The 26,715-nt window shown below is 39.3% G+C and carries 27 protein-coding genes and 1 riboswitch; of the genes, 13 read left to right on the top strand and 14 right to left on the bottom strand.

The annotated features are described in order from the left end of the window. Positions 1-583: 583 nt before the first annotated feature. Positions 584-1,633, bottom strand: coding sequence for a tetratricopeptide repeat protein (locus AUO94_RS16555; protein ID WP_058385273.1), 1,050 nt, complete (start codon positions 1,631-1,633; stop codon positions 584-586). 934 nt (positions 1,634-2,567) lie between these two features. On the opposite strand from AUO94_RS16555, the gene AUO94_RS16550 reads away from it, so the two are divergent. The 7 genes from AUO94_RS16550 to AUO94_RS16515 all read left to right on the top strand — a co-directional run bounded on the left by AUO94_RS16550 (position 2,568) and on the right by AUO94_RS16515 (position 8,293). After that, a complete protein-coding gene (locus tag AUO94_RS16550) occupies positions 2,568-2,885 on the top strand; it encodes an AbrB/MazE/SpoVT family DNA-binding domain-containing protein (protein ID WP_058385272.1) in 318 nt (105 codons plus the stop codon). A gap of 13 nt (positions 2,886-2,898) precedes the next feature. Continuing rightward, positions 2,899-3,174 (top strand): type II toxin-antitoxin system RelE/ParE family toxin, encoded by a 276-nt coding sequence (locus AUO94_RS16545; protein WP_058385271.1) that lies wholly within the window; start codon positions 2,899-2,901, stop codon positions 3,172-3,174. Positions 3,175-3,391: 217 nt separating this feature from the next. Continuing rightward, positions 3,392-3,868: an immunoglobulin-like domain-containing protein gene (locus tag AUO94_RS16540; RefSeq protein WP_058385270.1), complete on the top strand. Its 477-nt coding sequence runs from the start codon at positions 3,392-3,394 to the stop codon at positions 3,866-3,868. 895 nt (positions 3,869-4,763) lie between these two features. After that, a riboswitch (TPP riboswitch) is annotated at positions 4,764-4,869 on the top strand. A 91-nt stretch (positions 4,870-4,960) separates the two neighbouring features. After that, positions 4,961-5,551, top strand: coding sequence for a YkoF family thiamine/hydroxymethylpyrimidine-binding protein (locus tag AUO94_RS16530; protein ID WP_058385268.1), 591 nt, complete (start codon positions 4,961-4,963; stop codon positions 5,549-5,551). Between the two features lies 1 nt (position 5,552). Next, entirely contained in the window at positions 5,553-6,134 is a 582-nt protein-coding gene (locus AUO94_RS16525; protein WP_058385267.1) for an ECF transporter S component, read from the top strand. Then, entirely contained in the window at positions 6,127-7,557 is a 1,431-nt protein-coding gene (locus AUO94_RS16520; RefSeq protein WP_058385266.1) for an ABC transporter ATP-binding protein, read from the top strand. Before AUO94_RS16525 ends, AUO94_RS16520 begins: the two co-directional genes overlap by 8 nt. Next, entirely contained in the window at positions 7,538-8,293 is a 756-nt protein-coding gene (locus AUO94_RS16515; RefSeq protein WP_149456826.1) for an energy-coupling factor transporter transmembrane component T family protein, read from the top strand. Before AUO94_RS16520 ends, AUO94_RS16515 begins: the two co-directional genes overlap by 20 nt. Positions 8,294-8,569: 276 nt before the next feature. Here the strand turns inward: AUO94_RS16515 and AUO94_RS16510 are convergent, their stop codons facing one another. The 3 genes from AUO94_RS16510 to AUO94_RS16500 all read right to left on the bottom strand — a co-directional run bounded on the left by AUO94_RS16510 (position 8,570) and on the right by AUO94_RS16500 (position 11,247). Further along, entirely contained in the window at positions 8,570-8,989 is a 420-nt protein-coding gene (locus tag AUO94_RS16510; protein ID WP_058385265.1) for a sporulation protein, read from the bottom strand. Positions 8,990-9,053: 64 nt separating this feature from the next. Beyond that, complete coding sequence (locus tag AUO94_RS16505) at positions 9,054-10,241, bottom strand: AI-2E family transporter (protein ID WP_058385264.1); 1,188 nt, start codon at positions 10,239-10,241, stop codon at positions 9,054-9,056. Between the two features lie 58 nt (positions 10,242-10,299). After that, a complete protein-coding gene (locus AUO94_RS16500) occupies positions 10,300-11,247 on the bottom strand; it encodes an LCP family protein (RefSeq protein ID WP_058385263.1) in 948 nt (315 codons plus the stop codon). A 283-nt stretch (positions 11,248-11,530) separates the two neighbouring features. On the opposite strand from AUO94_RS16500, the gene msrA reads away from it, so the two are divergent. The 4 genes from msrA to AUO94_RS16480 all read left to right on the top strand — a co-directional run bounded on the left by msrA (position 11,531) and on the right by AUO94_RS16480 (position 14,819). Beyond that, a complete protein-coding gene (gene msrA / locus AUO94_RS16495) occupies positions 11,531-12,061 on the top strand; it encodes a peptide-methionine (S)-S-oxide reductase MsrA (RefSeq protein WP_058385262.1) in 531 nt (176 codons plus the stop codon). A 104-nt stretch (positions 12,062-12,165) separates the two neighbouring features. Next, the gene (locus AUO94_RS16490) at positions 12,166-12,483 is read left to right on the top strand and encodes a hypothetical protein (protein ID WP_058385261.1); all 318 of its coding nucleotides are present in this window, start codon (positions 12,166-12,168) and stop codon (positions 12,481-12,483) included. Positions 12,484-12,870: 387 nt separating this feature from the next. Beyond that, positions 12,871-13,104, top strand: coding sequence for a hypothetical protein (locus tag AUO94_RS16485; RefSeq protein WP_058385260.1), 234 nt, complete (start codon positions 12,871-12,873; stop codon positions 13,102-13,104). 107 nt (positions 13,105-13,211) lie between these two features. Then, a complete protein-coding gene (locus AUO94_RS16480) occupies positions 13,212-14,819 on the top strand; it encodes an ABC-F family ATP-binding cassette domain-containing protein (RefSeq protein WP_058385259.1) in 1,608 nt (535 codons plus the stop codon). Positions 14,820-14,935: 116 nt separating this feature from the next. Here the strand turns inward: AUO94_RS16480 and AUO94_RS16475 are convergent, their stop codons facing one another. The 4 genes from AUO94_RS16475 to AUO94_RS16460 all read right to left on the bottom strand — a co-directional run bounded on the left by AUO94_RS16475 (position 14,936) and on the right by AUO94_RS16460 (position 16,491). Further along, a complete protein-coding gene (locus AUO94_RS16475) occupies positions 14,936-15,412 on the bottom strand; it encodes a YkvA family protein (RefSeq protein ID WP_058385258.1) in 477 nt (158 codons plus the stop codon). A 32-nt stretch (positions 15,413-15,444) separates the two neighbouring features. Next, positions 15,445-15,651, bottom strand: coding sequence for a cold-shock protein (locus AUO94_RS16470; protein ID WP_058385257.1), 207 nt, complete (start codon positions 15,649-15,651; stop codon positions 15,445-15,447). Between the two features lie 158 nt (positions 15,652-15,809). Beyond that, the gene (locus tag AUO94_RS16465) at positions 15,810-16,010 is read right to left on the bottom strand and encodes a cold-shock protein (protein ID WP_058385256.1); all 201 of its coding nucleotides are present in this window, start codon (positions 16,008-16,010) and stop codon (positions 15,810-15,812) included. A 184-nt stretch (positions 16,011-16,194) separates the two neighbouring features. Further along, a complete protein-coding gene (locus tag AUO94_RS16460) occupies positions 16,195-16,491 on the bottom strand; it encodes a DUF1033 family protein (protein ID WP_058385255.1) in 297 nt (98 codons plus the stop codon). A 201-nt stretch (positions 16,492-16,692) separates the two neighbouring features. Between AUO94_RS16460 and AUO94_RS16455 the strand changes: the two genes are divergently transcribed. Then, entirely contained in the window at positions 16,693-17,400 is a 708-nt protein-coding gene (locus AUO94_RS16455; RefSeq protein ID WP_058385254.1) for a 5-bromo-4-chloroindolyl phosphate hydrolysis family protein, read from the top strand. After that, positions 17,372-18,553 carry a toxic anion resistance protein gene (locus AUO94_RS16450; protein WP_058385253.1) on the top strand — a complete coding sequence of 394 codons (1,182 nt, stop codon included), beginning with the start codon at positions 17,372-17,374 and terminating at the stop codon, positions 18,551-18,553. The genes AUO94_RS16455 and AUO94_RS16450 overlap by 29 nt, the downstream gene beginning before the upstream one ends. 227 nt (positions 18,554-18,780) lie before the next feature. Here AUO94_RS16450 and AUO94_RS16445 read toward each other — a convergent pair whose 3' ends face one another. The 6 genes from AUO94_RS16445 to AUO94_RS16420 form a co-directional block, all read right to left on the bottom strand. After that, complete coding sequence (locus AUO94_RS16445; RefSeq protein WP_058385252.1) at positions 18,781-20,634, bottom strand: vWA domain-containing protein; 1,854 nt, start codon at positions 20,632-20,634, stop codon at positions 18,781-18,783. Positions 20,635-20,643: 9 nt separating this feature from the next. Continuing rightward, a complete protein-coding gene (locus AUO94_RS16440; RefSeq protein WP_058385251.1) occupies positions 20,644-21,501 on the bottom strand; it encodes an ATP-binding protein in 858 nt (285 codons plus the stop codon). 60 nt (positions 21,502-21,561) lie between these two features. Further along, the gene (locus AUO94_RS16435; RefSeq protein ID WP_058385250.1) at positions 21,562-21,762 is read right to left on the bottom strand and encodes a DUF6501 family protein; all 201 of its coding nucleotides are present in this window, start codon (positions 21,760-21,762) and stop codon (positions 21,562-21,564) included. An 88-nt stretch (positions 21,763-21,850) separates the two neighbouring features. Next, positions 21,851-22,441 carry a DedA family protein gene (locus AUO94_RS16430; protein ID WP_058385249.1) on the bottom strand — a complete coding sequence of 197 codons (591 nt, stop codon included), beginning with the start codon at positions 22,439-22,441 and terminating at the stop codon, positions 21,851-21,853. A gap of 89 nt (positions 22,442-22,530) precedes the next feature. Continuing rightward, the gene (odhB, locus tag AUO94_RS16425) at positions 22,531-23,790 is read right to left on the bottom strand and encodes a 2-oxoglutarate dehydrogenase complex dihydrolipoyllysine-residue succinyltransferase (RefSeq protein WP_058385248.1); all 1,260 of its coding nucleotides are present in this window, start codon (positions 23,788-23,790) and stop codon (positions 22,531-22,533) included. Positions 23,791-23,814: 24 nt separating this feature from the next. Then, positions 23,815-26,625: a 2-oxoglutarate dehydrogenase E1 component gene (locus tag AUO94_RS16420; protein WP_058385247.1), complete on the bottom strand. Its 2,811-nt coding sequence runs from the start codon at positions 26,623-26,625 to the stop codon at positions 23,815-23,817. Between the last annotated feature and the right edge of the window lie 90 nt (positions 26,626-26,715).

Genomic DNA, 26,715 nt, shown 5'->3' with positions numbered 1-26,715 from the left:
ATCCAGACCAGCGGCCATATCTAGTAGCTTAGTCCATTAGGTTTTTTTACTGATTGTCAGCCAGCAAGACGGAATCTCATTACGAGAAATCGTAATTATTCAAAACCCACTTTCTTACATGCTTCTAAGACGTAACGAAGCGCATAAGTTTATCATTCAAGAAAAAAACAACCTCTCAGAAGATAAATCTCAGACACAAGATTTATCTTCTGAAAGGAATTTAGTGGAAAATTTCCGTTTTTCTTACCTTTGTAAATTGCTCATTCTAACGATCTTTCCTATATTAAAGCCTAAACAAGCTGCGGTAAATGGAAAATGATAGCTAGTGTCCAAATAAAATAATATAAAAATTGCTTCAAACTAAACTCTCTCTTGTTATTTCATTAAATAAATCATTCTGATTCATATACGTAAATGGGTGAGAATCATTTCATAAAATCTACTATTACATAATTAGAACTTTCTCCGCCCCGTGTCCATAAGCAAAAACCTTGAAGAACTTCCTTTTTGTACACCTACCAGCTAAAATAATACAGCATTTCGGTTTTGTGGCTTTTCTTTAAAAATCACCTTACCATGTACTTTATGAAAGATCCCATCCGATTTCTTTAAGGAAATCATCAAATGGAGGAAGTTTTTTCTTCAATTGCCGGTTAGGTAAAAGAATTTCTTGCCGGAATTTCATAAATAGGATTGTGTCTATTTCTGGGAATTCCTGATCCAGTCCAAGTTTACTTCTTTCATCAATAGCGCCTAGACAATCAACAATATAGGCTGTCATAATTGGCAATTCTTGCTGAAGGATATTGAAATTAGAATAAAAAGCACTGATATAGCCATTTAGCTCGAAATGAGGTTCAAATGGATTGTAATCACCTGAATACTTTCGTTCATGCTGCGGCACGAACGCCTGGGCACTCCCGGTCTCCCAAATACCGATCATGATAGCAAAAGCCGCAATTGCTGCTCGTCGAATTTCATTATTCGAATCCGTAAAATGAAGGTCATACCGATCAAATTCGAATACCCAGCCCCCGTGGAAATATGTCGGTTCAAAAACTTTTAATACCGTCTCTACTTTTTCTACAATCGGTTTCCCATCTTCTGAATGTTCAACTTCATTAGGAACATTTGCAACAAAATTTTTCATGATATGTTGAACGTCCAGATTGCTTCCTAGATAACTAATCACTCGTTGGTTCAAGAAAATTTCGGAATCCGTGGAGGAATCTAAAAGAGCGTCTGTCATCCAACGCATCGCTTCTCCCGAGTTTCCCAAGTCGTACATGGTAAACGCATAAAAGGCTTTAAGAAGACCCACATCCCAAAATCGCAGCATCCCTTCCATTAAAATCTTTTCAGATTCCATAAACTGCCCCTTTAATCGGTATAATGAGCCGAGTTGGGCATAGGCATTTACCGCTGTCGCTATGGGCAAATCCAGTTCGATTGCCTGTCGGTATAAAGAAATCGCTTTCTCTGGTTTTGCCAAAATATCAAAGCTCCATGCAAGTTCATAATGCAGCATTGCATGTTCTGGATGCTGCAAAACAAGTTTCTGAAGAAGCTGATTTGAATCTAGTAGGTTACCATCCCTGCGCAATTCCAAAGCAGCTTTTAACGATTCTTCCATTCTGCTCAATCCCTTCATCGGATTCAAAAATTTTAGTATACTATTCACAATTTCCACTATAATCTTAGCGGATTATATCAACTTCTAAAAAAAACAAATATCCAATAGTTTTTTAAAAAGAAATTAAAATTGAGATTTTAAAACCTCTTCGTATAACGAATTGAATGTATCATTTTTTCTAGAGAAATGACTTCCTCTTGTTACTCGTCGAATTTCACGAAAACTAGTATTCTGAATGTAACTTATTTACACTTATGTTACCCCTCTTTTTAGAAAAAATGAAACTTTCCTGGAAGTTTATTAGTATATTAAGAAACTAATAAAACTGGAATGAGGAAAACACATGCACTTTATCATTATTTTCTTTAGCATATTAATTCTTATGGTCCTTCTGAATATCGGAAGTGAAATTTTAATCATGAGAAATGGCTTTACCAAAAAGAACACTTGAAAATTTTACTCGCCTCTTTTGTTGGCAGTCTGGTAATCAGTCTTTATTAATATTTTACACAAGGTTTTGAATTTTAAGTGGGTAAACATCTGGTAAAAAAAGGTGGCATAACATTGGGGAAGTACATCGCAGTATTGAGATGGGTTACTTTATTTATGTATTTCTACAACATAGTATTTCCTAAAACGGATTTTACATTGTGATTGGCGTCCCTGTACTGTTAGCTACTTCTTTTTCAATTCTAAAGTTTTTTGAAGAAAGAGAAGTTGTTAAAAATCAAAGATAAGTTGATTACCCATCCAAGAATTCCGAAAGAAAGTTCTTTTTCAAAAAAGGAACCTTCTTTTTAATTTTTTTGATCCCTCTATTCATCTGTAATTTTAATTATTTTAATTGAGTTAGGAAAGAAAAAAGTATATATTTAAGAAAGTAAGAAAGTTGGATTCCATCAAAGTGATACAAAAATGAAAGGTGGTTTATCGGATGCCAAAACTTCAGGAACATTCACAAGACAATGAATTGGGTAAGTATGTCCGTTTGCGGAACAAAGGTCAAATCACGATTCCCAATGAAATACTGGAACAGCTGGAGTTAACCGCGAATACTAATCTAAAAGTAACCGTGGTAGACGGGCGGATCGTTCTAATTCCCATGATTGAAATCGCTAAAGACCAGGCTTGGTATTGGACCAAAACGTGGCAGCAAGACGAAAAAGAAGCCCAACAGGAGATCGACAAAGGGCAAACCAGTGGACCATTGGCGGTAGAAGATGCGCTTGCCTGGTTAGACGAAGAGGAATGAAGGTGACCGTTGCTTGTTTGAACTAGAAATCACGAATAAATTTAAGAAATCCTATAAAAAGTTTCACAAAAATGAGCAAAAGGCCGTCAGTGAGGCCCTTAAGCTCTTGGCAGCTGCACCACCTTTTCAACCTTCTCTGAGAACCAAGCGTATTGAAGGAACAAAAGCCATCTTTGAAGCCAGTGCTAATATGGATATTCGGATTTCGTGGGAATACAGCCAGACAGCTGAACAAACGCTAATTTTGCGCAATTGTGGTCACCACGACGATTTACTAAGAAACCCTTAAAAAACAAGAAGTCATGAAGAAATCCCTCCAGCAATGGAGGGATTTTGAACGTTACTTACTTGCTAATAAGTTACATTCATATCTGATTTTCAAGTCCAGATTTCTCTTACAAGAAATTTTCCCTTAAAATTCCACTAATGAAACTTTTTTCAATTCTAGCCGTCTGCTTCAATGAGTAAATTTTACTCAGACCCTTAAGTACATTGGGAGGAAAATCATGAAAAAATATTTACAAGGTACTTTAGGTATTTTAGTGTTCCTTTTACTCTTGACGGGTTGTCAGAAAGCTGAATCGCAACCGGCTCTTGAAGAGTCTTTTGTCACAGAAGATCAATCACTTCTTTCCGATAAAGCCCCTTTAGAACGCCCGACATCAGAAAAAGGTGTAATGATTAAGACAGAAAAAAGTGAATACCCAACAACAGTTGAAAATATTAAAATTGTAATTACGAATGACAGTACGCAAGAATACTCCACGGGTCTTGATGTATTTCTTGAAAAAAAGGTGGAAGATAGATGGTTTCGGGTTCCAATGAAAGAAGAATTTTTTACGGAACCGGCAATAGTTCACGATCCAGGCACTTCAACTAAAATGACACTTAATGTTGAAGATTTAAACTATGATCTGACTCCTGGAGAATATCGAGCCACTCTCAGTGGATTAGGAGCTCCATTTACAATAATAAATTATTAAAAATGCAACTCATATTAAACTGAATGTAACTTAACTGCACTTAAGTTACATTCAAATGCAGGAATTCCCTGATTATTTCCCCTCTAACTCAGCCGTCCATTTTTCAAACCATTCATGTGGTAATTCAAATTTGGAGAGGCCCGTTTTCATGAGCCTGTTCTTTTTACGAGAATAAAACTCAGAAAAATGCACATCCCATTAAGCTTCAATATCCCGTGCAACACCCAAAGTTAATTGATCCTGGTCATCTAAATCTTCTTCATACCAAGCCATCGTTAAATTATCGCACCACATGCAAAAATTGATTTGAGGAAATTGTTTTTCTTTCTTGCAAACTGTATCCAAAAGAAGCTTAAAATTTTCATGAGAATATAGAAGAATGATGCTTGTCTTATTCCAATTCCATCTCACAGTGCAGTTCTTCCATTTTATACAAGTATTAAGCAAAGTAATCTTGTGATTTTCATTTTTACTAATACTATCCTATCGAAAAGCTACGTATGATGCTGCCCGATATTTCATTAGCAAAAAACATTCGTAAAAGTTTTGAAAACCTGTTTGTTATTCTATGAACTAATTGCTTTGAAGGATTTTCGCAAGCTATTACAAACTATAAGCTCATGAGAAATCACAAAAAAATAACTTTACTTCTCCCCTACTATCAACTTACCAAGCGAGGCGCGTCCACGGGCTCGGGGAAGCACTAAGACAGGTGTTCTTTCCTGACTTAGTGCGAGAGCCATGCCCAAAGCGATCGGAGCGACTTTCACCTGTTTCTCTTTCTTAACCCCCTCTCTCCACTTCTACTGTCTCCAAATCCCCTCTTTACTTCCTCAGTCACTTCCTCTACACTAAACTCATCGGGAACAACCCGAACACAAAAACCGCATACCGTTTTCTGCACTAGGGGTGCCCACTTTGGCTGAGATGCAAGCGCAAGCTTCGATCCCTCAAAACTCGATCAGGATAATACCTGCGTGAGGAAGTGCGGCGCATTTCTGAAATAATTTCTTTTATTAATTATTTGTAGACTATGGCTGCATCTTCACGGATGCGGTCTTTTTTGTGCACATTTTTAAGGAGGAATTATTCATGGACTCACTGCAATGCGGCACGAGCCCAATCGTTGGATTTCGCTTTTCACTGCATCCGATGACTGGCGATTTTATCAAAGTAATTAAAAGGGCGTTAAACGATACCGACACATCGAACGTTTGGATGCATACGGACGACGTCTCTACAGTAATACGAGGCAAGCAAGTTCACGTCTTTAATGTCGCTAAAGCTCTAGCCTTGCAGACGGCAAAGACAGGCGAACATGTCGCACTGTCCGGCACTTTTTCAATTGGTTGTCCTGGTGATTCGTCAGGTGATGTCTATTTAGAAAAAGACGATGTGCTAGTAAATACCGACAACACACAACAATACGTATCTTCACAATTTGCGCTATACCCGATGAACAATCCAGATTACATGGCAGTAATTTACCGTGAAGTCGAGCGCGCTAAACATCAAGGCGTTTTCAACGATTCCATGCATTACGCAAGCGGTATTCATGGCGATATTCATGAGGTATTCGATTTTTATGAAGAAGCATTCACCAATGCCCGCTCTGATAAACATCGCCATTTGGTCATGACCATATCCATGAGCATCAATAGTCCGTCTCATGGAGGTGCATAATATGTTGAAGTCGTGGAAATTAAAAGAAGTGGTATTGATGTCGTTATTTGCGGTCGTTTTCGGCATCGTCTATTTATTGTTTGTTCACGCAGCGAATATTTGGGCAGCTGTAATTGGACCACTTGCTTATGAATGGATGTTCGGTATTTGGTTTATTGTATCAATAATCTGCATGTATATTATCCGCAAGCCGGGTGCTGCCTTTCTTTCTGAAACGATGGCTGCGGCAATTGAAGTCCTAATTGGCAATGCTGTCGGCCCGCGTCTCATTTTATCTGGTGTTATTCAAGGGCTCGGTGCTGAAGCGGCATTTGCATTAACCGGTTATAAGCATTTCACTATTTTGGTGCTTATGCTTGCAGGAATCGGATCAGCTGTTTTCAGCTTTGTTTACGGCTACTTCATTTCTGGTTATGCAGCACTGGATCCATCATTCGTCGCGTTAATGTTTACGATTCGCGTTCTTAGTGGGGCAATAATTGCGGGTATTGGTGGAAAGTATATCGGAGACGCTTTACTTGCGACCGGATCACTCCGCGGTTACGCCATTGCCCGAACGAAAAAAGGTGATATCAATGCCTGAAGAGATTTTCTCTTTAAATGGAGTGTCGTTTCACTTTCCTGAAGACTCTAAAAAAACCTTAGAAAATCTTTCGTTCTCGGTTTGTCGAGGCGAAAAGCTAGTCATTTCTGGACCCAGTGGTTGCGGCAAAAGCACGCTTTTGTATATATTAAATCGCTTGTATCCTGACAACTGCGATGGCTCAATAGACGGTGAAATTCGTCTATTCGGAAAACCAGCTAGTGATTATGCCCCTGGAGAAATCAATCACCGCGTTGCAACAGTTTTTCAAGATCCTGATTCACAGTTTTGCATGCCTACCGTTGAAGAAGAACTGGCGTTTACGTTAGAAAACTTGCATACACCTTTTGAAGACATGGACATTCGCATTACCGCGGTTTTAGAATTGACGGACCTGACCTATCTGCGAAAAGCCGTCATTCAGTCGTTGTCAGGTGGAACAAAACAACGAGTTGCAACTGCTTGTGCGTTAATCATGGACCCGGAAGTGTTATTGCTAGATGAACCGCTTTCTCACTTGGATCCGTATACAGCACAACAATTTGTCGACTGGCTAGAGAAACTACAGACAAGATCTTCTTTAACAATTGTTGCGGTTGAGCACAGGTTAAGCAGTTGGGGTTCCTTTTTCGAACGAGAAATCCAACTGGATGGGGATGGTCGTCTAGTAGTGGACCAGTCTTTTACACAGAGAGAGCCGGTTTTATTCCCCAAACGCTATTCTGCAATACGAGAGACCACAGCATTACGAGCTGAAGAACTGTCATTCACGATTAACAACCGCCAATTGCTGTCGTCTTTATCCTTTTCAGTTGAACGCGGTGAAATAGTCGTTATTGCGGGACCTAATGGCAGCGGTAAATCCACACTCGTCAAATCACTATGTGGTATTTACAAAAAGTCGACCGGTACTGTTGAGTCAAAAGGCATTGGCTATGTTCCACAATCTCCTGAGTATTTGTTTTTGACGCAACAAGTCGCTCAAGAAGTCGCTTATTCAGGAGCCTCTAGTCGCTCAGAACTCGATAGATTAATGACAAACTTGCGTCTAGATGAAATTCACAACGCTCATCCTTTCGCCATTAGCCACGGACAAAAACGCCGTGTAGCGATTGCCGCTATGCTCGCCGATAAACGCCCAGTACTATTGATGGACGAACCGACTTCTGGGCAGGATGCTGCCGCGCTGCTCGAACTCTTTGAATTGATTGACCAGCGCTCTCGGGAAGGTACAACGCTTTTGATTGTGACACACGATATGGAATTTGCGGCGAGCCTTGCTGATTCGGTGCTACTCATTAAAGGTGGCGAGCTGACAGGTAAATTTGCAGCAAAAGACGTATGGCAGAACGAAAGACTGCTAACGTTACACCATTTACTAGCACCAAAAGGAGTGGCTGACCTTGCAAAATCTTTTGCATGACATGAATCCTTCAATCAAATTTATCTTAGTGACGATTTCAATGCTTATTATTGCGTTCTTTTTTAATCCGTGGACGCCCCTGTTGTTTTGGCTAGGCATCATTCTTTTACAACTCACAATGAGTCGTACAAATTGGAAGCTATGGTTGGTCTTCATGCTCCCTTTTTCGATTGGTGCTTTTGGTTATTTATGGACTACTGTCGTATTCGGCGCAAATACTGGCGGTACCGTTATTTGGTCATTTGCTGGAATTGATGTGACTGATACACAATGGGCATACGCTTTGTCACTAGCTTTTCGCGTTATGGCGTTCTCGACTTTGTCTTTGTTATTCGCTTTTACGACCGATCCGGTTAAGTTTATTATGAGTCTCATGCAACAGTTAAAGCTTTCCCCGAAGCTTGCGTATGGTGTAATGGTCGGCTATCAATTTTTACCGGTTATGAAAGAAGAATTTTTACAAATCCAACAAGCTCAAAGACTGCGCGTTGTTGAAACGAAGAAATACAGTTGGCAACGAATACTAGCTATGCGCCGTGTGTTAATTCCCATGCTTGCTGGAGCCGTTAGAAAGGCTGAACGATCAGCATTTGCTATGGAAGCACGCGGGTTTACAGGTAACATTAGAAGCGCTTATTACTGCCCCATTCGATTAGGTCGCATAGATATCTTCATGTCTGGTGTTTTTATGACGATTTTACTTATTAGCTGTCTTGGCGGCGTTTGGTTGAGCTAAAAATCTTTTCAAAAAAGGAAATCTCTTTAAAGAGAATTTCCTTTTTTTCGTCTTTCTTGTATTGCATGTTTTTTGTTTTGAATTTCAATTAATAACCTTATGTAATATTTTACATAGTAAATAAAAACAGAGCCTCTGTAACTTTTCAGTTGATTTGTATGGGATAAATAGGCTCTTTTGAGTTCACATAATATTATTATTAACACATTTGACTGTATTGCTTTTCAATTAAGAAATTCTTTCGCTTTCATTACATAAAAAAAAGAGAGCTGTATTTCAGCTCTCTAACGGCCCATATGTGATAAGGTCTTCATCTCTTGCATTAACGCCATTTTTGACATGGACAATAGTTCGTAAAATCAATTTAGCTTTTGGGTGTTCTAACATCCAACGCTCATCTGGAACAATTTCAAATTGCTGCATGACCGTGTCTTTTGACTTGACCGATCCTGCAAACTCCATTGATTGTTTCGCAATGATGGTTTCAAAAAAATCAAAGTCGCTGTCATCTCGTGTATCTTCAACGAGTCTTATGACATTCAATTCGATAAAATCAATTGTCTGTTCTCCGTCCCCACCATCAAGATAAATCGTACCATTCAGTGTTTCGCCTTCTTCTAAATGTGGCATTTCAACCACTGTATTCACTTTTAGTGACCCAATGCCAATAGATGATAAAAAATCTTTAAACTTCATATCGTGGAAACCCCCAACTTTTGTTAGTACTTATATACCACAATTCGATCATTTTGAAACACGACTAAAAATCTGTATAATCGTATTGATTTTCTAAATTGATTTCGTGTCGATTATAGCGACGTTTAAACAATTTATAAAAATGAGAAACCAATACCCGCACTAAAGCGTACATCGGTATTCCTAGAATTACACCGACGACGCCAAACAAGGAACCTGCTGTTAATAAGACGAAAATAATTGTCACTGGATGGATAAACATGGTCTTGCCCATGACTTGCGGTGAAATCAAGTTGCCTTCAACTAATTGTACAACAGTCCAAACAACCGCCAGCTTGACGAGCATGAATGGTGACGTTACTAAAGCAATAATAGCAGCTGGTGCAATAGCAATTGCCGGACCGATATAAGGAACAACACTCGTAACCATTGCTAGGACTCCTAATAATAATGCATACTCCATACCGATAATCAAAAATCCAATATAAACCATGACACCAATACAAAATGCAACAATTAACTGACCTTGAATATAAGCACCTAGTTGCTTATCTGCTTCTGCGAATACTTCACGTGTATCATCGCGGAATCTTGGCGGCAAAAGTTTCAAGAAATAATCCGGCAATTTTTCGCCATCTTTTAAAAGATAAAACAAGATAAATGGAACAATAACAATCGACAAAATAACGCCCGTAATCGTCGAAATTAACCCCGTAATCCCAGTAATGACACTGGTTACTGTATTTTGCAACGTATCTGCTATATTTGCAGGCAACGTAGCAAGTAAGGTATCAATCGTGAAATTAGATTCACTATAGTAGTCGCCGACAAATGATGTTCTCAAAAATCCATCTACATTCGTCAATAATTGCATAAAATATGTTGGGAAATCAACGATTAATGTTTCAAATTGGGAGCGTAAAAAAGGAAAAACCAAGACGATTAGTAAGGTGATTAGTCCAATTACGCCAAGAAAAATAATAACGATTCCCCAAATACGCGCTATTTTAAAATTCTCCAACATACGCAAAATCGGTCGCAATAAATAGAAGAAAACCAATGCCAATACAATCGGCAGCACGACTGTTTTCATGAAAACGCTAATAGGATGAAACAAGAATGAAACTTCTCTAAAAATATATACCACCAATCCGAGCAAAAGCAACGAAATTAGCGTGAATAGGGTGTTTCTTCCCCCTAAAAAGCGAATATAACTAGTAGCAAAGAATGATGGCTTGTCCTCTGACTGCATAAGCTTCCTCTTTTCTGAATAAACTTTATAGTCTCATATTAGCATAATTATAACAAAGTTAGTCTAAGGGTTGCGACAAATATTCGCGTAACGCCTGTTTGTTTTGTTCAACATCGATATCCAAAACTGAGCCCGCGTGAGAATAATTCCCATAGCTATAGCTGTTTTCAACCGGCAAAGTCAATCGTTCAACTTCCCCGCCTCCTCCAGTTGCTAATTGCGCCGCTAACTTCACTTGGTCCAGTAACGGCATATCGGTTTGGACATAACCTTGTAATGCTCCAGCTAACTTAGGAAGTTTTGGAATAGCCGTAACACTAGCCATTTCATCTTTCATCGCTGTAATAACTTGCTGTTGACGACGTACTCGTCCAAAATCTCCTTCGTTATCGGCACGAAAACGAGCATATCCTAAAAGTTCTTTACCAGTTAATTTTTGAACACCTGGTGTTAAAGAAACACCGATATGTTCAGACATTTCTTTTTCGACATCAATTTCCACACCATTTGGTGCAGCTACATCAACAAGACTTTCAAAACTCGAAAAATCGATCAGTGCATAGTGATGAATTTCTACACCAAACATACCTCTTAACGTTTCTGCAAGTAAATCAACACCGCCCAAATAATAAGCGGTATTAAGTTTATAAGATTGATAGCCCGGAATATCTGCATAAATGTCCCGCATAAATGAAGTTAATTTAATTTCGCCGTTCACTTTGTCATGTGTTACGAGCATCATCGTATCTGTACGAGACTTCTCCTCCCCGCGTGAATCCACACCTAGCACTAAAATATTTTCATATTCTCCATTTGCTTCGTCTTCATTGAAGATAACAGGGTCTTGTTGTGATTGATCTGCCAAACTTTCACCATTTTTAAATTGTATGAATGCATAAGTACCAATAGCGACCAAGACAATCAGGAGCAGGAAGATGATACCACGCAGTCGAAATCTTCTTTTTCTGCGTCTTTTTCTTTTAATGGGTTGTAATTCTTCTTCCATAAGGAATGCACTCCTTTCTAAACTTTCACGTCAATAAGACGTTATCGTGATTATTAAGTTTCGACATTTTTTAAATAGCGCAGCTGGACATAAAATAAATAGTGCTGGTCCCCATTCCGTGAATATACTTGGCGGTCGTTCACCATCAGCACATTATTATACCGAAATTCAGTAAGCTAAAGGAAGCGTTCCACTGCTAGTATTAATAGAGAAGACATTTTCATTGTCGGAAATCCACTAGAGTGGTAAGATTCTTCTTATCAAGCTGACAGGAGACGATTAAATGACGGAAAAAGCGACATTTGCTGGCGGCTGTTTTTGGTGCATGGTCAAACCGTTCGATCAGTTTGACGGCATTGAACAGATCGTTTCAGGCTATAGTGGGGGACATGTTGAAAATCCTACATACGAACAAGTAAAATCTGGAACAACAGGTCATTTGGAAGTTGTGGAAATCACTTTCCAACCTGATGTCTTTTCTTACGAACAATTACTCGATATTTTTTGGCAACAAATTGATCCGACAGACGACGAAGGTCAATTTCAAGACCGTGGTCCCTCTTATCGTGCATCCATCTTCGTTCATAATGAACGCCAACGTGTGATTGCGGAAAAGTCAAAGCAGGAACTCAACGACAGCGGACGTTTCACTAAACCGGTTGTCACTGAAATCCGCGAGGCCACACCTTTTTACCCAGCTGAAGATTATCATCAAGACTTTCACAAGAAAAATCCCGAACACTACAAAAACGACCGAGCAGCATCTGGTCGCGATGAATTTCTTACCTCTACTTGGGAAAAAGTTGACGCTTAATGTGTCAGCTTTTTTTACCCATTAAAATAAACTGATTATTCAACTAATAAAACAATTGATTTAGATTTTCTTACTTTATTCTTCGTTTTCAGGGAGGTACTCGATTGAAGTTTATTGAATCTATTGACCCAATCATTATGCAATTGCTAGTCGTTCCCATCATTGTTATTGGAATCGGAATTTTGCTGTCCATTTTCACTAGACGAATCTACATTGGACCGATTGCAACATTGATTTTAACTTTGAGCTATAATTATTGGTATTTCACAACTTTTTTTCCAGATTCAGAATTGTCATTTACGATGGTCTCGTCCTGGTGTATCATCTTTCCTTTAATATCTCTTTATCTTTCTTGGCTTGTTTCGATGCAATTTAAATCCATAAAAGCTTTGTTTGAGATGGAACCTGGAAAAATCGATTAATCTTTTTTATTGTGCAATAAGAAAAACAAGATAGCAATTATCGCTTTCTACTAAACATGATAAACAAGGCATTCAGAAAAATTCCGCATAGCGAAATAGCAATTACTAAACTCGGTAAGTTACCGACTGCGATAAACGATGCTAGTCTGTTATCATGAAATTTACATAAAAAGGCCTAACTTTTAAGAATTTTAGCAATAATTTATGTGAAAGCAATCCTTTCAAAAAATGTTGGTCAGCATCATTTCTCTATCTTCACTCAATTCTATTATAATCCTACTATAATTTTTATTTTTTACTCAAACTTTCTTTATTTTATAAATGAATACAAACTTGTGTTCCCACCGTCTGTTCATTTAAAATAGAGGTGTGAAAGGCGGGTTGTCAATGAAACTCGTAAATTGGAGTTACGCAAAGCGCTATAATATAAAAGCAATTTTCGATGAATTTCCTCATGTCGTCGTTTTATTCCGTCAAATTGGTGGCTATTATTTTATCTATTCGATGAAAGGCCTGACCCAAGAGCATATTCCCGGTCGACGTGATTATGTTCAGATGGAATACTTATTAAATAAAGAGCTAGGTATGTTGGAAGCTTATTTAGAACGCAAATCCAGATAAAACCTGCTTCTATTTTTAGTTTATCCGAGACCACGGGCGATTGCTATCGATTTCCGTGGATTTCGTGGTATACTAATCTTATTGTGAAATTTGGGAGGTACGTATAAATGATAGCAGTAAACGATGTGAGTCTTCGCTTTGGTGATCGCAAACTATTCGAGGATGTAAATATTCAATTTAACCCTGGTAATTGCTACGGATTAATTGGTGCCAATGGTGCTGGTAAATCGACATTCATCAAAATTCTTTCTGGTGAACTTGAAGCACAGTCTGGAAATGTCTATATGGGTTCTGGTGAACGCTTAGCGGTATTAAAACAAAACCACTTTGAGTACGAAGAGCACGCTGTCCTTGAAACAGTTATTATGGGCCATAAAAAATTATATGAAGTCATGTCTGAGAAAAACGCTATTTATATGAAAGAAGATTTTTCTGACGAAGATGGCATGCGCGCAGCTGAACTTGAAGGCGAATTCGCTGAACTTAACGGATGGGAAGCAGAATCTGAAGCAGCTATTCTTTTGCAAGGACTTGGCATTTCTGAGGATCTTCACGACAAAACAATGGCTGAACTTTCAGGGTCAGATAAAGTAAAAGTGCTTTTGGCACAAGCTTTGTTTGGTAAACCAGATGTTCTATTACTGGATGAGCCAACAAACCATCTAGATTTGAAAGCTATTCAATGGCTAGAAGACTTCTTAATGAACTTCACGAACACAGTCATCGTTGTATCACATGACCGTCACTTTTTGAACAAAGTGTGCACGAATATCGCCGATCTTGATTTCGGTAAAATTCAGCTGTATGTAGGTAACTATGATTTCTGGTACGAATCAAGTCAATTAGCGACGCGTTTAGCATCAGATCAAAACTCGAAAAAAGAAGAAAAAATCAAAGAACTTCAAGCCTTTATCGCCCGCTTTTCTGCCAATGCATCTAAATCGAAGCAAGCGACATCACGGAAAAAAATGCTTGATAAAATTGAGCTGGATGATATTCGTCCGTCTTCTCGTAAATACCCGTTTGTTAACTTTACGGTCGGCCGTGAAATCGGCAACGATGTGTTGACAGTTAGAGATCTTAGTCAAACTGTAGACGGCAAGAAATTGTTAAACAACATTAGCTTTAATATGAGCAAAGAAGACAAAATTGTCTTGATTGGCGATCCACTTGCTAAATCCGCGCTTCTTCGTATTCTTGCTGAAGAAGACCAACCCGAAACAGGCGACAGCCGTTGGGGTGTGACAACGTCACGTGCTTACTTGCCACTCGACAACACATCCTACTTTGAAGGCAGCGAAACATCCTTAGTAGACTGGCTTCGTCAGTACTCACCTGAAGACGAAAGCGAAACTTTCTTGCGCGGCTTCCTTGGTAGAATGCTATTCTCCGGTGAAGAAGTGAAAAAGAAACCTTCTGTTTTATCTGGTGGCGAAAAAGTACGTTGTATGCTTTCGAAAATGATGCTTTCTCATTCTAACGTTCTATTATTAGATGAGCCAACAAACCACTTGGACCTTGAATCGATTCAAGCATTAAATAACGGCATGATTGCTTTTAAAGGCGCCATGGTCTTTACTTCTCATGATCATCAGTTTATCCAAACCGTTGCAAACCGTGTCATTGAAATCCGTGAAGACGGTTCAATTCTTGATAAGCAATTAGGCTACGATGAATATTTAGAATGGAAAGAAACGCAAGGCATTGCAAACTAATCAATCGTTTAGTTGACTTAAAACAGGCTCCTCTCGCACGACTGAGGGAGCCTGTTTTTTTCTGTTAGGCAAAAAAAAGCTGAAGATCTGTACAGATCTTTAGCTTTTTTTATTGTTTATTTGGTGAAACGTTTTACTAATCTACCTGCAGGTAATTTGGAAACGTATTTGTTTCCTGAATTTGATACTTTTTTAACAAGCGCTAATAGATCTTCGTCGCCTGCCCAGTGGTCGGTAATGACTTCTGTTGGGAATTTGTTTAACATCGTATTGATAACGAATACCGCAACAACAACATCATCCAAAAATCCACCAGGTCCTACGAGAATCTCTGGCAAGAAATCAATGGGTGCGATAAAATACATAATCCCAGCACCAATAGCCGCTTTACTTTTCGAATCAATTCGGCTATCTAGCATTAACCTCGTTAACAAATGGAACAAATCAGGAGCAAACAAAACATACCCGCTCACTGTTCCGACAACCCCCGGTTTACTATCTACCCAGTTCTGCACTTTTAACCGTAACTTCTGGTAAAAGTCATGCTGCTTTTCTTCACTTGGCATCGGTTTTTTCAAATACTCATTCGTCATTTGCTTGTCCCCCTTGGGCATTCTGTTAACCATTAAAATACTAAGGTAATATTAGTGGCTACACGTTCTTTATCAGCTACACCTTCAAAAATGGTGAATTTTACTGGTTGACCTGGATTCAATTTTCGGAATCCTTCTACGTTAATATTCATTTCCTCGAAAAAAAAGTCTTCCCCGTTGTCACCTAGGATCATACCGATCCCTTTATTTTCATCAAATGATTTCACTTTGCCTTCCATTTTGAAAACCTCCCATATCGTCTTTATCCAGTCATCTTTTTATACCCTTCTGACACTTAATAAAAACCTTACCGATTAAAGCTAATCAATTGCTAACGGACATTACCTTTTTTCATTCCATTAAAAAGAACCGCTCCCGAAAGAGCGGTTCTTGGTTATTATGCTTTAGTTACGTTTGTCGCTTGTGGTCCACGGTTGCCTTCTTCTACTTCGAATTCAACACGTTGCCCTTCGTCAAGCGTTTTAAAGCCGTCACCTTGAATTGCTGAGAAATGTACGAATACATCGTCTCCGCCTTCAACTTCGATAAAACCAAAGCCTTTTTCTGAGTTAAACCATTTTACTGTTCCTTCTTGCATGTAAATTACCTCCTGTAGTAAGAAAAATTTTAATATGGAATCTTTTTCAATAAAAAAATTCACATATTCCCTAAAGTACCATTACTTGCTGATCACTTTTGGGAATATGTGAATAGCTGTGATTGGTCAAGATTTCATATTGTTTCATTTATTATATCAAATTGACTACAAATGTCAAACAAATCTAAAAACTTGTTTGAGGATTCCCATTAAATAACCAAATCAAGCCGTGAAATATTTGCAAATCTTCTTCACATGATTCACAGTACTCTACTTCTTCTTCATTCCAATAGCAGGAAAAAGCTACCTCTCTTTGCTCATTTTCAGCAAATCGTTGGCTGAATTCTTTTTTTAATTCTTCAAGGCAGTTTCTAGCGTTTTCCGCTAAAGTGAACTGTTGTTGCGAAATAATTTGATCTTGCCATCCCTCAAACATCCACCACGGTTCAAAATTTGCTCTTATGTAAATAATGTCATGCATGCAACAGCCTCATTTCTCCCTAGTTAGCATTGTGCCAAATCTTAATAGGCTTGTAAAGTGTTTCATTCATTTTTTTACGAGTTTCGAAAGTTTGTATTGACTTCTTGTTTCACGTAAAATATAGAGTAGCAAGTGCAGTGAAATGAAACTTTTCAATGCGCAGGACGTATAGATTAAGTAGCAGTGAAGGAGGTCCTTTGCATGAAGCCCTTAAAGCCAATTGAAAATTTTATTAAGAGACAATCCGTGAGCCTGCCGATAATGGCTGTGATGTTCCCAGTCCTTTATTTAGGTGCAGAAATTGGGTTGATTGCTTCTGGAGCAGTTGCAGCCGGAACTTATATCGCTAGCAACAGCACCCTTAAGCAAGTTCAAATTTCTACGGACTCCAAAAGTCTTGGCATGACGCGCAGCGAGTTAAAAAATGTGCGAACCCAAATAAAAGAAGGCAAAGAAAAAATCAAACAGTTGCAAGGCAATTATTATAAAGTTCGTTCGATTTCTTCTTTTAAGCAGTTGATGGATATGACGAAAATTGCCAATAAAATCATACTCATCGTGCAACAAAACCCAAGGAAGTTCTATTTAGCTGAACCGTTTTTTTATTCTCATTTAGATTCAGCAATTGAATTGACAGAAAAATATACGTTGCTTGTTGGACAACCAGTTAAAGACCAAGAAATGCGCATTGCTTTGCAAGACACACGGGAAATGCTGCTATCACTTAACAAAGTAATGGAGCAGGATTTAAAACGTGTGTTGTCCAGCGACATTGAAAAATTGCGTATGGAATTAGATTATGCACAATTGGCTGTCGACCAGCATAACAATCAGAAATTACTCGTTCAGCCAGAATCTGAACATGAGGGAGACGTGGAAGATGACAGAAAAACCTTCAACTCGAAGTGAGTTAGATGATTTATTGGAATCCCCTTTTGGTATGCAAATGAAAACGCAGGAACAAACACTTGGAGAGATAGCAGAAGAACGTCCTGTTACGTTGATGGATCGTTTATCAAAAGACGAGCAAGCGAAAGCGCGTGAGCTTGCTAAACAAATTCCTATTGGGAACAATGAAGCGATTCTTACTTATGGTGCCAATGCTCAAAACCAACTCAGCCAGTTTTCGCATAAAATGCTTGATCATGTGCAGAGCAAGGACATTGGTCCTGTCGGTGATGTGTTAAATGATTTGATGAAAAAGTTACAAGAACTGAATCCTGAAGAGTTGACACAAAGTAAAAAATCAGGAATTCGCAAGATTTTTTCAAAAGCTAAGTATTCGATCCAAGAAATGATGACGAAATACCAAAAGCTTAGTAGTCAAGTGGACCGCATCAGCATCCAACTGGATCATTCCAAACGTGGACTTCTCGATGATGTGCAAATGCTCGAACAGCTTTATGACCAAAACAAGACTTATTTCCAAGCATTAAATGTCTACATCGCTGCTGCAGAAATTAAGCGTGATGAAATTATGAGCGAAACGATTCCAGCACTACGTAAAAAAGCAGAAATGTCACAGGACCAAATGGTTTATCAAGAAGTTAATGATATGGTTCAGTATGTAGACCGTTTGGAAAAACGCCTTTATGATTTACAATTATCACGCCAAATTACCATTCAAAGCGCGCCACAGATTCGTATGATTCAACAAACCAACCAGACGCTCGCAGAGAAGATTCAGTCATCTATCATGACATCCATTCCATTATGGAAAAATCAAATCGCCATTGCTTTAACTTTAAACAAACAGTTAAAGGCTGTTGAAGCTCAAAAGCAAGTCACTGCAACTACCAATGACTTACTGTTGAAAAACTCTGAAATGCTGAAAATGAATTCAATCGAAACAGCTCGTGAAAATGAGCGCGGCATTGTTGAAATTGACACCTTGAAAAAAACACAAGAAAATCTATTAGAAACAATTGAAGAAACCTTAAAAATCCAGTCAGAAGGTCGCAGAAACCGGAAAGCTGCTGAGATTGAAATCGGTCGCATGGAAGAAGATTTAAAACAGCGATTGCTCGCCATTCATGATGGTCATGAATCAAATAACAACTGACAAAAATGCCTCTGAAGCTAAAGCTTCAGAGGCATTTTATTCTATAAGGTCGTTTGGACAGTATTTCATCTAAATCCGACAGTATCAGGCTCTATTCCGACAGTATTTCAGCTAAACCCGACAGTATTTGTGTCTGGTCGGACAGTATATCCAATTAACTGGAAATCACTACAATCCATTATACGAAAAAGAGTCAAAAAAGCACTTGCGCTTAGCTTTATACGCCTTCAGCCTGTCTGAATTACCAAATGTAAGCTTCGCTTCAACAAACGCAACGTTTGTTCAACAAACTGTTCTAAAGAATCGGCACTAACGGATTTATTGCCATACATCATCTGATAAAATGCTGCCTGCTCTTCAGAAATCGATTCACTACTTAAAAACAGATGCAACACTTCAATGCCTTGTTTTTTTGCTTCTGCTACAGCGTTTGCTGTATCCACTATGCCGTTCTGCGCGTAATTATAGGCAGATGGCTCACCATCGGAAAAGACCAGTAAAAACCGGTGTTTTTCAGTCCGGCGCTTTAGCCGACCATTCATCCAGCGAATAGCAAATCCATCCCGATTATCTTCATGGGCTTCAAAGGAAGCGATTTCTTTAGCATGGTCTATGCCGCGGTCTTCAAATTTATGCATCCACTCAAAATAGTTCGGCTGCTCAGCATCACTTGCTTCGTATGCATCCTCATAAAACAGCACAATTTCATGTGGCACATTCAAGCCACGCAACACGTCATGAAACAACAACACAGCTTGTTTGGTTTCTTCTAACTTATCAAGCATTGAAGCAGAGCCATCAATCAACAAACAAAAAACCGCATCTAATTCTTTAGAAGGTGCTGTTTTTCGGTAAAATGGTTTGGGTCGTTCTTCGATAGCAAGCGGCACTAACTTTTTTGATAACCTGCCTGCGTTCAGATTACTACGCACACCCTCTTGCCTTTGTGTCATTCGTTTTTTTAATTCTTTTAATAACGCACGTACGTAAGGCGCTTGTTTTTGACGCCAGTCTTCAATTTCTAAGCGATGATCGCCGTCTACTTGACTCCGCGATTCGTAATAAACCACTTGATCATTCGCTGAGCCAAATTGACCTTCTGCTTTTTTAGGCTTGCTTGTCATTTGTCGGTCATCTGCATCACCATCTTCTAAATGTTCGCCTCTTGAATCGCCTTTTGCCGTCTGTTCCACGTCTCCTGTGCCCTCTTCTTCCCTGCCACCTTCAGCAAGCTGCGAGTCGCCACGTTCAAGCTCAAACTCCATCGCAGAGGCCTCACTCATCTCGGTTTCTCGGTGCCAAGACTGAAACCATTCTTCAATGGTGTCAATTTCTTCTGGTTCTTCTGCTCTGTCACTTTCAATCCCTTCATGGTAATGAAAAGGTGGCACTTTTTCCAGCGCTTCGCCAAATGTATAATAGCTGTGGATTGCGTCTGTTTCAAACATAAATTCAGCACGGTCCATTATTTGATCTACGACTCTTATAGAATCCATCGTTGTTTTCGCATCATACAATTCAGTCCAAATTAAAGATAATGCCCGAGGCAGGCCCTCCATTTCTATTTCAACATTACGCAAACGCAAATAGGCCGCATTGATCAAAAAATCCGCTTTAAAGCCTTTTTTAAGATTTTGTTTGGATTGGTCTTTGTGGTATTCCTTATAAACCATGTCTCTTATGTCAAAAGCTGCCACTGTTCCTGGTCGAGCCGCCTTGATCTTTTCAGATAACCGAAATTCTTCTGCACATAACAGTAATTGTTCCCTTAAATTGGGCAAAGTCGTCTTACTTTTCTTAAACTCGCGCCACGCAGCTAAACTGAAATCACGCCAAAATCCACCCGCCATTAAATAAATATCCGATAAATAACCGTTGCGTTCGACTCGCTTAGAACGATGACGCCAAAAGACACTAATCGACATAGCAGCTTCTGACGGTCGCAACTCTACTAGTTTACGGGTTGTTACTTTTAAATAAGGTGCATCGGCCAGTGCACCCGCAAGCATTTCCATTTGGTGAAGCAATTTCGTATCGATGGTTTCATTATTAAACTGAATAAAGCGGTTAACTGATGCCATCATTTCCACCTACTTTTTCCAAGTATGAGCCAAGTCCATGAACAAATCACGTTCACTTTCATCATCTAATTTTTCTGCAATGGCGTATTGTACTGCGCGCAGAGGGTCCATATGTTGAGATAGAGCCGTTGCATCTAGCAAACTTCGAATCGAAGCCGCTTCTTCTGATAATAAGCCATTTTTTACTTGTTTCATTAAATCCTCTGCTAAATTCAGGATAAACGATTTCAAACTTTCTTCTGCATCTGGGAATTCGCGGTCCCATAAGTCAGCTAATTGCTGACCCGTTAAATATGGAATCGGATAAGCAATAAATCGATTTTTTAATGCTTCATTCATAGGAGCAGTCCCAATGTAGCCTTCATTTATCGCTGAAATCACACCGAAATCAGGATGAGCTTCAATCACTTCTCCTGTAAACGGATTGGTCATCATTCGACGATGGTCCAAGGCGCTGTGGAGAATTGGTAAAGTTTCTGCTTTAGCCATATTGATTTCATCAATATAAAGGAAATGGCCTTTTTTCATCGCTGTCACGACAGGTCCTTCAACAAACTCGATGATGCTTTGTCCGTCTCGCTGTACCAACGTTTTAAATCCTAAAAGCGCTTCTGCATCAAGATCTACGGAACAATTGATACTTTGCATCGGCTGGCCAAAAAGCGATGAAATACTTTCTGCAAGCTTTGTCTTGCCGGCGCCCGTTGGTCCTTTTAATAGAACAGGCTTCCGTAACACAATTGCAGATAAAATGTCTTGCCAAAGATGGTCGTCCGGTGCAATATATCCTGACTTACCAATCAATTTATCGTATTCTTCATGATTTCGTTGTTGTCTATTTGCAATATCTTGCTCAATCAATGACATTAGGATTTCCTCTTTTCCACACAAAAAGCCGATGTACGCCATCGACTTTTCATCATTCTATTATGATTCGAAATAAGTTTTATAGAACCCACCAATTTTTCCGGTATTGTCCACTACAAAAATGAATTCTTCGGTTTCGTTTTTAACTTCATATTCTTTACCTGCAGTTAGTACATTCGAAACCAAAAATTTAGCTGCGTCTGTATGCTTACATGTAACGGTTTTGATTGTTTCTTTTGCTAACCATTCGTTATGAATCATTGTCCTCATCCTTTTCTATCTGTCTCTCTTCAGTATAAGGAAAAAGCAGGTTAATTTCAAACAGACTCTTACTAGATGGATATCCTTGTTACTTTTTCGTAAATTTCGCAAGATACAAATAACGCAATAGCACAACCATTACAACAACAAACGACAGTAAAATTAGAAACACTTGTACGTGCTCGAGAATTGTCTCATAGGCATAAGGAAATGTTCTGCCGACATTAAAATAAACGAGCAGCCAGACAAATCCAGCTGTATAGGCAAACATCATATAACGCATAACCGGAAAGCGGTTAGCCCCCACAACATAAGGCATGGCCCAACGAATACCCGGCAGGAAAAAACTAAGAGCAATTGCCCATTCTCCTCTTTTTTCCAGAAACTCACTAAATCGACTGATAGGTTGCTTCAGACGGGTGCCGCTTAATCGCATTAGCAAGCGATGCCCTAAGCTACGACCGATAAAATAAGCAAATGTATTGCTAGTAATCAATCCTGCATACGCTGATAAAAAAGCATACGTTGGCTTAAAGTCACTAATTTCTGTTAACACGCCTGATAAAGCCGCTGCTACTTCATTTGGAACGGGTAAGCCAAATAACAGAAGCCAGTTGAATATGAACATGCTTATGTATCCATGCTTTTGTATCAATTCGATTAAAAATGAAATATCCATAGAACATTCCCGCCTTTAAACTACTCTTTCCTTTATCATGACAAAAAAAAGATAGTCCTGCAATGCAGGACCATCTTTTACATCATTTATTAAGATTCTAGCAATAGATCTTCTGGGTTTTCGATCATGTCTTTGACCATTTTTAAGAAACCAACAGAATCGCTTCCATCAATTACACGGTGATCGTATGAAAGAGCCACGTACATCATTGGACGAATTTCAACTTCATCACCAATAGCTACTGGACGTTTTTGAATTGAGTGCATTCCAAGGATACCTACTTGCGTACCATTTAAAATCGGTGTAGATAGTAATGAACCAAAGACGCCACCGTTCGTAATTGTGAATGAACCGCCTGTCATGTCTGCGATTGAAAGCTTTTTATCGCGAGCTTTTTTAGCAAGTTCGCCAATTGTTGCTTCAATTTCAGCAAAGTTCTTTTTGTCCGTGTCGCGAACGATCGGTACCACAAGTCCTTCTTCAGTTGAAACCGCAATTCCTACATCGTAAAACTGTTTTAGCAATACATCTGTACCTTCTAATTCAGCATTAACATATGGGTATTTTTTTAGTGCAGCAGTAACTGCTTTTGTGAAGAATGACATAAAGCCAAGTTTCACATCGTTATTTTTAAGGAATTGATCTTTTTTGCGGCTACGCAATGCCATAACATTTGTCATGTCGATTTCGTTGAATGTTGTCAACATTGCAGTCGATTGTCTTACTTCAAGAAGACGTTTTGCAATTGTTTGACGGCGTCTTGTCATTTTTTCACGAACAACGCGACCATTTTCTTCATCAGAAGAAGGTTTAGCAGTTTTAGGTGCTTCTGCTTTTGCAGCAGGTGTACTAGCTACAGGTTTTGATCCGTGAGCTTCAACATCTTGAACGCGTACACGGCCCATCGGATCTACTGGAGAAATCGCAGCCAGATCGATTCCTTTTTCACGTGCCAATTTGCGAGCTGCTGGGCTTGCAATGGTACGGTCAGAAGAAGATTGCTCTTCAGCTGCTGGATCTTTTTCTACAGGTTCTTGAGTTGCAGGAGCTACTGTTTTAGCTGGCTCTTCCGATTTAGGAGCTTCTTCAGTTTTAGGTGCTGCAGCTTCGCCAGAACCTTCACCAACGATCGCGATCACTTGTCCAACTTCAACCGTATCGCCTTCTTGTGCTAAAAGTTCTTGAACCACTCCAGCTTCTTCAGAAATAACTTCAACGTTAACTTTATCTGTTTCTAGCTCAACGATGAATTCTCCTTTTTCAACTGTTTCGCCTGGCTGTTTAAGCCACTGAGCGATTGTTCCTTCTGTAATCGATTCTGCTAATTCTGGTACTTTGATCTCTGCCACAAAAAATTCCTCCTTAGATTATCCTTACAATTTAGCTAATGCTTCGTCAATAATACGTGTTTGTTCTACTTTATGCGCTTCTCCGTCACCTTCTGCCGGACTTTGACGCTGCGTGCGCCCGAAGTATTTCACTTCTTTACCGTCTGACAGTTCGCGTAAATACGGATCTGCAAATGTCCACGAACCCATGTTTTGTGGCTCTTCTTGTACCCAAGCTAATTCTTTAGCATTTGGATAACGATCGATAACCGCTTTAATCTTCTCAGCTGGGAATGGATACAATTGTTCTACGCGGACGATATGTGCCCATTCATAATCCGTTCCGTCTTTCACTCGTTCTGCTAAGTCAATCGCCATTTTACCGCTTGCAAAAAGAATACGTTCCACTTTTTTCACAGCTTTGCCCATATTCGGCTGTTCGATGATGGTCTCAAAATGACCTTCTGTTAAATCATCTACTGACGCACCTACTAGTGGATGACGCAGCAGTGATTTTGGTGAAACGATGATCAATGGACGTATCGAATCTTCCTCAAGCATTTTAGCCTGACGGCGCAAAATATGAAAATAGTTTGCTGCACTAGAAAGATTCGCGACTGTCCAGTTATTCTCAGCAGCCATTTGAAGATGTCTTTCTAGGCGTGCACTTGAGTGTTCTGGTCCTTGGCCTTCATAACCATGAGGCAGTAACATAACAAGGCCCGATTTCTGTCCCCATTTCGCGCGTCCCGCAGAAATGAATTGATCAAACATCATTTGTGCCATATTCGCGAAGTCGCCATATTGAGCTTCCCAAATAACTAATGCTTTATTATTTTCAACATTGTAACCATACTCAAAGCCTAATACAGATGCTTCACTGAGTGGACTGTTGTAAACGACAAATGATGCTTTAGCATCTGAAATGTGATGCAATGGAACGAGTTCATTGCCGTTTTTATCATCATGCAGAACAAGGTGACGATGAGCAAATGTGCCTCGCTGTGCATCTTGACCAGTCAATCGAATGGGGTTGCCGTCTTGCAAAATCGTACCGAATGCAAGTGTTTCAGCATGCGCCCAATCAATTTTCCCTTTTCCTTTAAAAGGCTCTTCACGACGCTTTAAAATTTTAGCTAATTTACCAAAAGTTGAAAAGTCGGTTGGCCAAGTCAATAATTCTTCGTTCATTTTAGTTAAGACAGCTTTATCAACGCCCGTTGGCACTTCAGGATAACCGTTTAAAACAGCTTCCGGAATTTCAAGTTTCGGGAATTCTGCAGACTTGTTTTCTTTCACTTTGTCATAAGCTTCTTGCATTTCTTTTTGAGTATCAGTATCAAGTTTCTTCACATCAGCCTCAGATAACACTTTTTCAGCTGCTAATTGTTTACCATACAGTTCACGAACTGTATCATGCTGATGAATGCCATGATACATGGTTGGATTCGTCACTAATGGCTCATCCATTTCGTTGTGTCCGTATCGACGATAACCGATTAAATCAATTAGTATATCTTTGCCAAATTTCGCACGGTATTCAAAGGCCAAACGAGCAACTGCAACTACTGCCTCAGGCTCATCCGCATTAACATGAATGACAGGCACTTCAAAACCTTTTGCAGGATCAGAAGAATAATGTGTTGATCTCGAATCAAATTGCTCTGTCGTGAAGCCGATCAAGTTATTGGCAATAATATGAATAGAACCACCTGTTTGATAGGCTTTAACACGACTGAAATTTAATGTTTCGGTTACGATACCTTGTCCTGGGAATGCCGCATCCCCGTGTACAAGTATCGCGTAGGATTTTTTAGGATCCATTTTTGCGATACCGGTTTCATCCGTTACTTCCTGCGCAGCACGTGTTTGCCCGACTACAACGGGACCGACAATTTCCAAATGAGAAGGGTTATACGCGAGTTTTACGCTTGTTCCATTTACAGACTTATAAGCTGCACCCATATGGTATTTCACATCGCCAAACCAACCTTTAGTGATTTGAAGTGAACCGTCTTCTGGTAGAAAAGCATCGTCTCCTACGTGCGCGAAACCGGCAAACATCATCTCATATGGTTTATTCAAAATATGCGTAAGCACATTTAAACGACCGCGATGCGCCATCCCGATCATGATGTCTTTCGTGCCTGCTGATTCAGATAACTGAACTAGCTCATCCATTAAGACAACTAATGAATCGACACCTTCAATAGAAAAGCGTTTTTGTCCGACGAATGTGCGGTGAACGAATTTTTCAAAACCTTCAACGCGAGTTAACAAATCAAGAACTTGTTTTTTCTTATCTGCATCGAGTGTTGGTTTAACTTCTCCTGCTTCGATTTTCTCCTGCAACCAGCTGCGTTCTTGTGGCTGAATTACGTGTGAAAATTCAAAAGCAACTTTATCTGTATAAAGAGATTTCAAATAATTAATCGCTTCCAAGCCATTTGTTACATTGCTTGGTGCATTATTTAAAATTAACGCTACAGGTACTTCTGTTAAATCTTGTTCGTTCAAGCCATATGTTGATGGTTCCATACGACTCGTATCTTTTGGTTGATCATTTAACGGATAAATATCTGATGCCAAATGACCATGTGCACGAATTGCTTCTGCTAGATGAACAGTAGCCAAAACCTTTTCAAAATTATTCGGATCTACAGCTGTTGTAGCTGAAGATTGGTGGCCTACAGTAACTTCAATAGGTGATCCGTATTGCTTAAAAAGTTCAACGTATTCTGGATCAAGCAATTCCGGGGATTCTTGATACAGGTCATACATTTCCATTATGTATCCCAAGTTAGGACCCGTAATGGAGCTCCACGGTGATTTTGCATCTGAATAATTGCTAGACATTAAAAAACCTCCAACTAGTTGTTTGACGGCAGTCACTTTATTTGTATATGTCTTGCCTATTTTATCACGCATCCCATTAGACTTAAAGCA

It is taken from the genome of Planococcus kocurii (assembly GCF_001465835.2).
Classification (GTDB): Bacteria; Bacillota; Bacilli; order Bacillales_A; family Planococcaceae; genus Planococcus; species Planococcus kocurii.
This window is presented reverse-complemented; position numbering and strand designations above follow the sequence as displayed.

Coding starts and splice junctions, on each gene's coding strand:
- AUO94_RS16500 (WP_058385263.1), bottom strand. CDS start 11,247: ATGGAAGAAGAATTACAACCCATTAAAAGAAAAAGACGCAGAAAAAGA.
- AUO94_RS16440 (WP_058385251.1), bottom strand. CDS start 21,501: ATGTCATTGATTGAGCAAGATATTGCAAATAGACAACAACGAAATCAT.
- AUO94_RS16435 (WP_058385250.1), bottom strand. CDS start 21,762: ATGATTCATAACGAATGGTTAGCAAAAGAAACAATCAAAACCGTTACA.
- AUO94_RS16465 (WP_058385256.1), bottom strand. CDS start 16,010: ATGCAAGAAGGAACAGTAAAATGGTTTAACTCAGAAAAAGGCTTTGGT.
- AUO94_RS16475 (WP_058385258.1), bottom strand. CDS start 15,412: ATGACGAATGAGTATTTGAAAAAACCGATGCCAAGTGAAGAAAAGCAG.
- AUO94_RS16530 (WP_058385268.1), top strand. CDS start 4,961: ATGGACTCACTGCAATGCGGCACGAGCCCAATCGTTGGATTTCGCTTT.
- AUO94_RS16450 (WP_058385253.1), top strand. CDS start 17,372: ATGACAGAAAAACCTTCAACTCGAAGTGAGTTAGATGATTTATTGGAA.
- AUO94_RS16420 (WP_058385247.1), bottom strand. CDS start 26,625: ATGTCTAGCAATTATTCAGATGCAAAATCACCGTGGAGCTCCATTACG.
- AUO94_RS16485 (WP_058385260.1), top strand. CDS start 12,871: ATGAAACTCGTAAATTGGAGTTACGCAAAGCGCTATAATATAAAAGCA.
- AUO94_RS16430 (WP_058385249.1), bottom strand. CDS start 22,441: ATGGATATTTCATTTTTAATCGAATTGATACAAAAGCATGGATACATA.
- AUO94_RS16445 (WP_058385252.1), bottom strand. CDS start 20,634: ATGGCATCAGTTAACCGCTTTATTCAGTTTAATAATGAAACCATCGAT.
- AUO94_RS16550 (WP_058385272.1), top strand. CDS start 2,568: ATGCCAAAACTTCAGGAACATTCACAAGACAATGAATTGGGTAAGTAT.
- AUO94_RS16455 (WP_058385254.1), top strand. CDS start 16,693: ATGAAGCCCTTAAAGCCAATTGAAAATTTTATTAAGAGACAATCCGTG.
- AUO94_RS16505 (WP_058385264.1), bottom strand. CDS start 10,241: ATGCAGTCAGAGGACAAGCCATCATTCTTTGCTACTAGTTATATTCGC.
- AUO94_RS16470 (WP_058385257.1), bottom strand. CDS start 15,651: ATGGAAGGCAAAGTGAAATCATTTGATGAAAATAAAGGGATCGGTATG.
- AUO94_RS16525 (WP_058385267.1), top strand. CDS start 5,553: ATGTTGAAGTCGTGGAAATTAAAAGAAGTGGTATTGATGTCGTTATTT.
- AUO94_RS16510 (WP_058385265.1), bottom strand. CDS start 8,989: ATGAAGTTTAAAGATTTTTTATCATCTATTGGCATTGGGTCACTAAAA.
- AUO94_RS16540 (WP_058385270.1), top strand. CDS start 3,392: ATGAAAAAATATTTACAAGGTACTTTAGGTATTTTAGTGTTCCTTTTA.
- AUO94_RS16555 (WP_058385273.1), bottom strand. CDS start 1,633: ATGGAAGAATCGTTAAAAGCTGCTTTGGAATTGCGCAGGGATGGTAAC.
- msrA (WP_058385262.1), top strand. CDS start 11,531: ATGACGGAAAAAGCGACATTTGCTGGCGGCTGTTTTTGGTGCATGGTC.
- AUO94_RS16480 (WP_058385259.1), top strand. CDS start 13,212: ATGATAGCAGTAAACGATGTGAGTCTTCGCTTTGGTGATCGCAAACTA.
- AUO94_RS16460 (WP_058385255.1), bottom strand. CDS start 16,491: ATGCATGACATTATTTACATAAGAGCAAATTTTGAACCGTGGTGGATG.
- AUO94_RS16520 (WP_058385266.1), top strand. CDS start 6,127: ATGCCTGAAGAGATTTTCTCTTTAAATGGAGTGTCGTTTCACTTTCCT.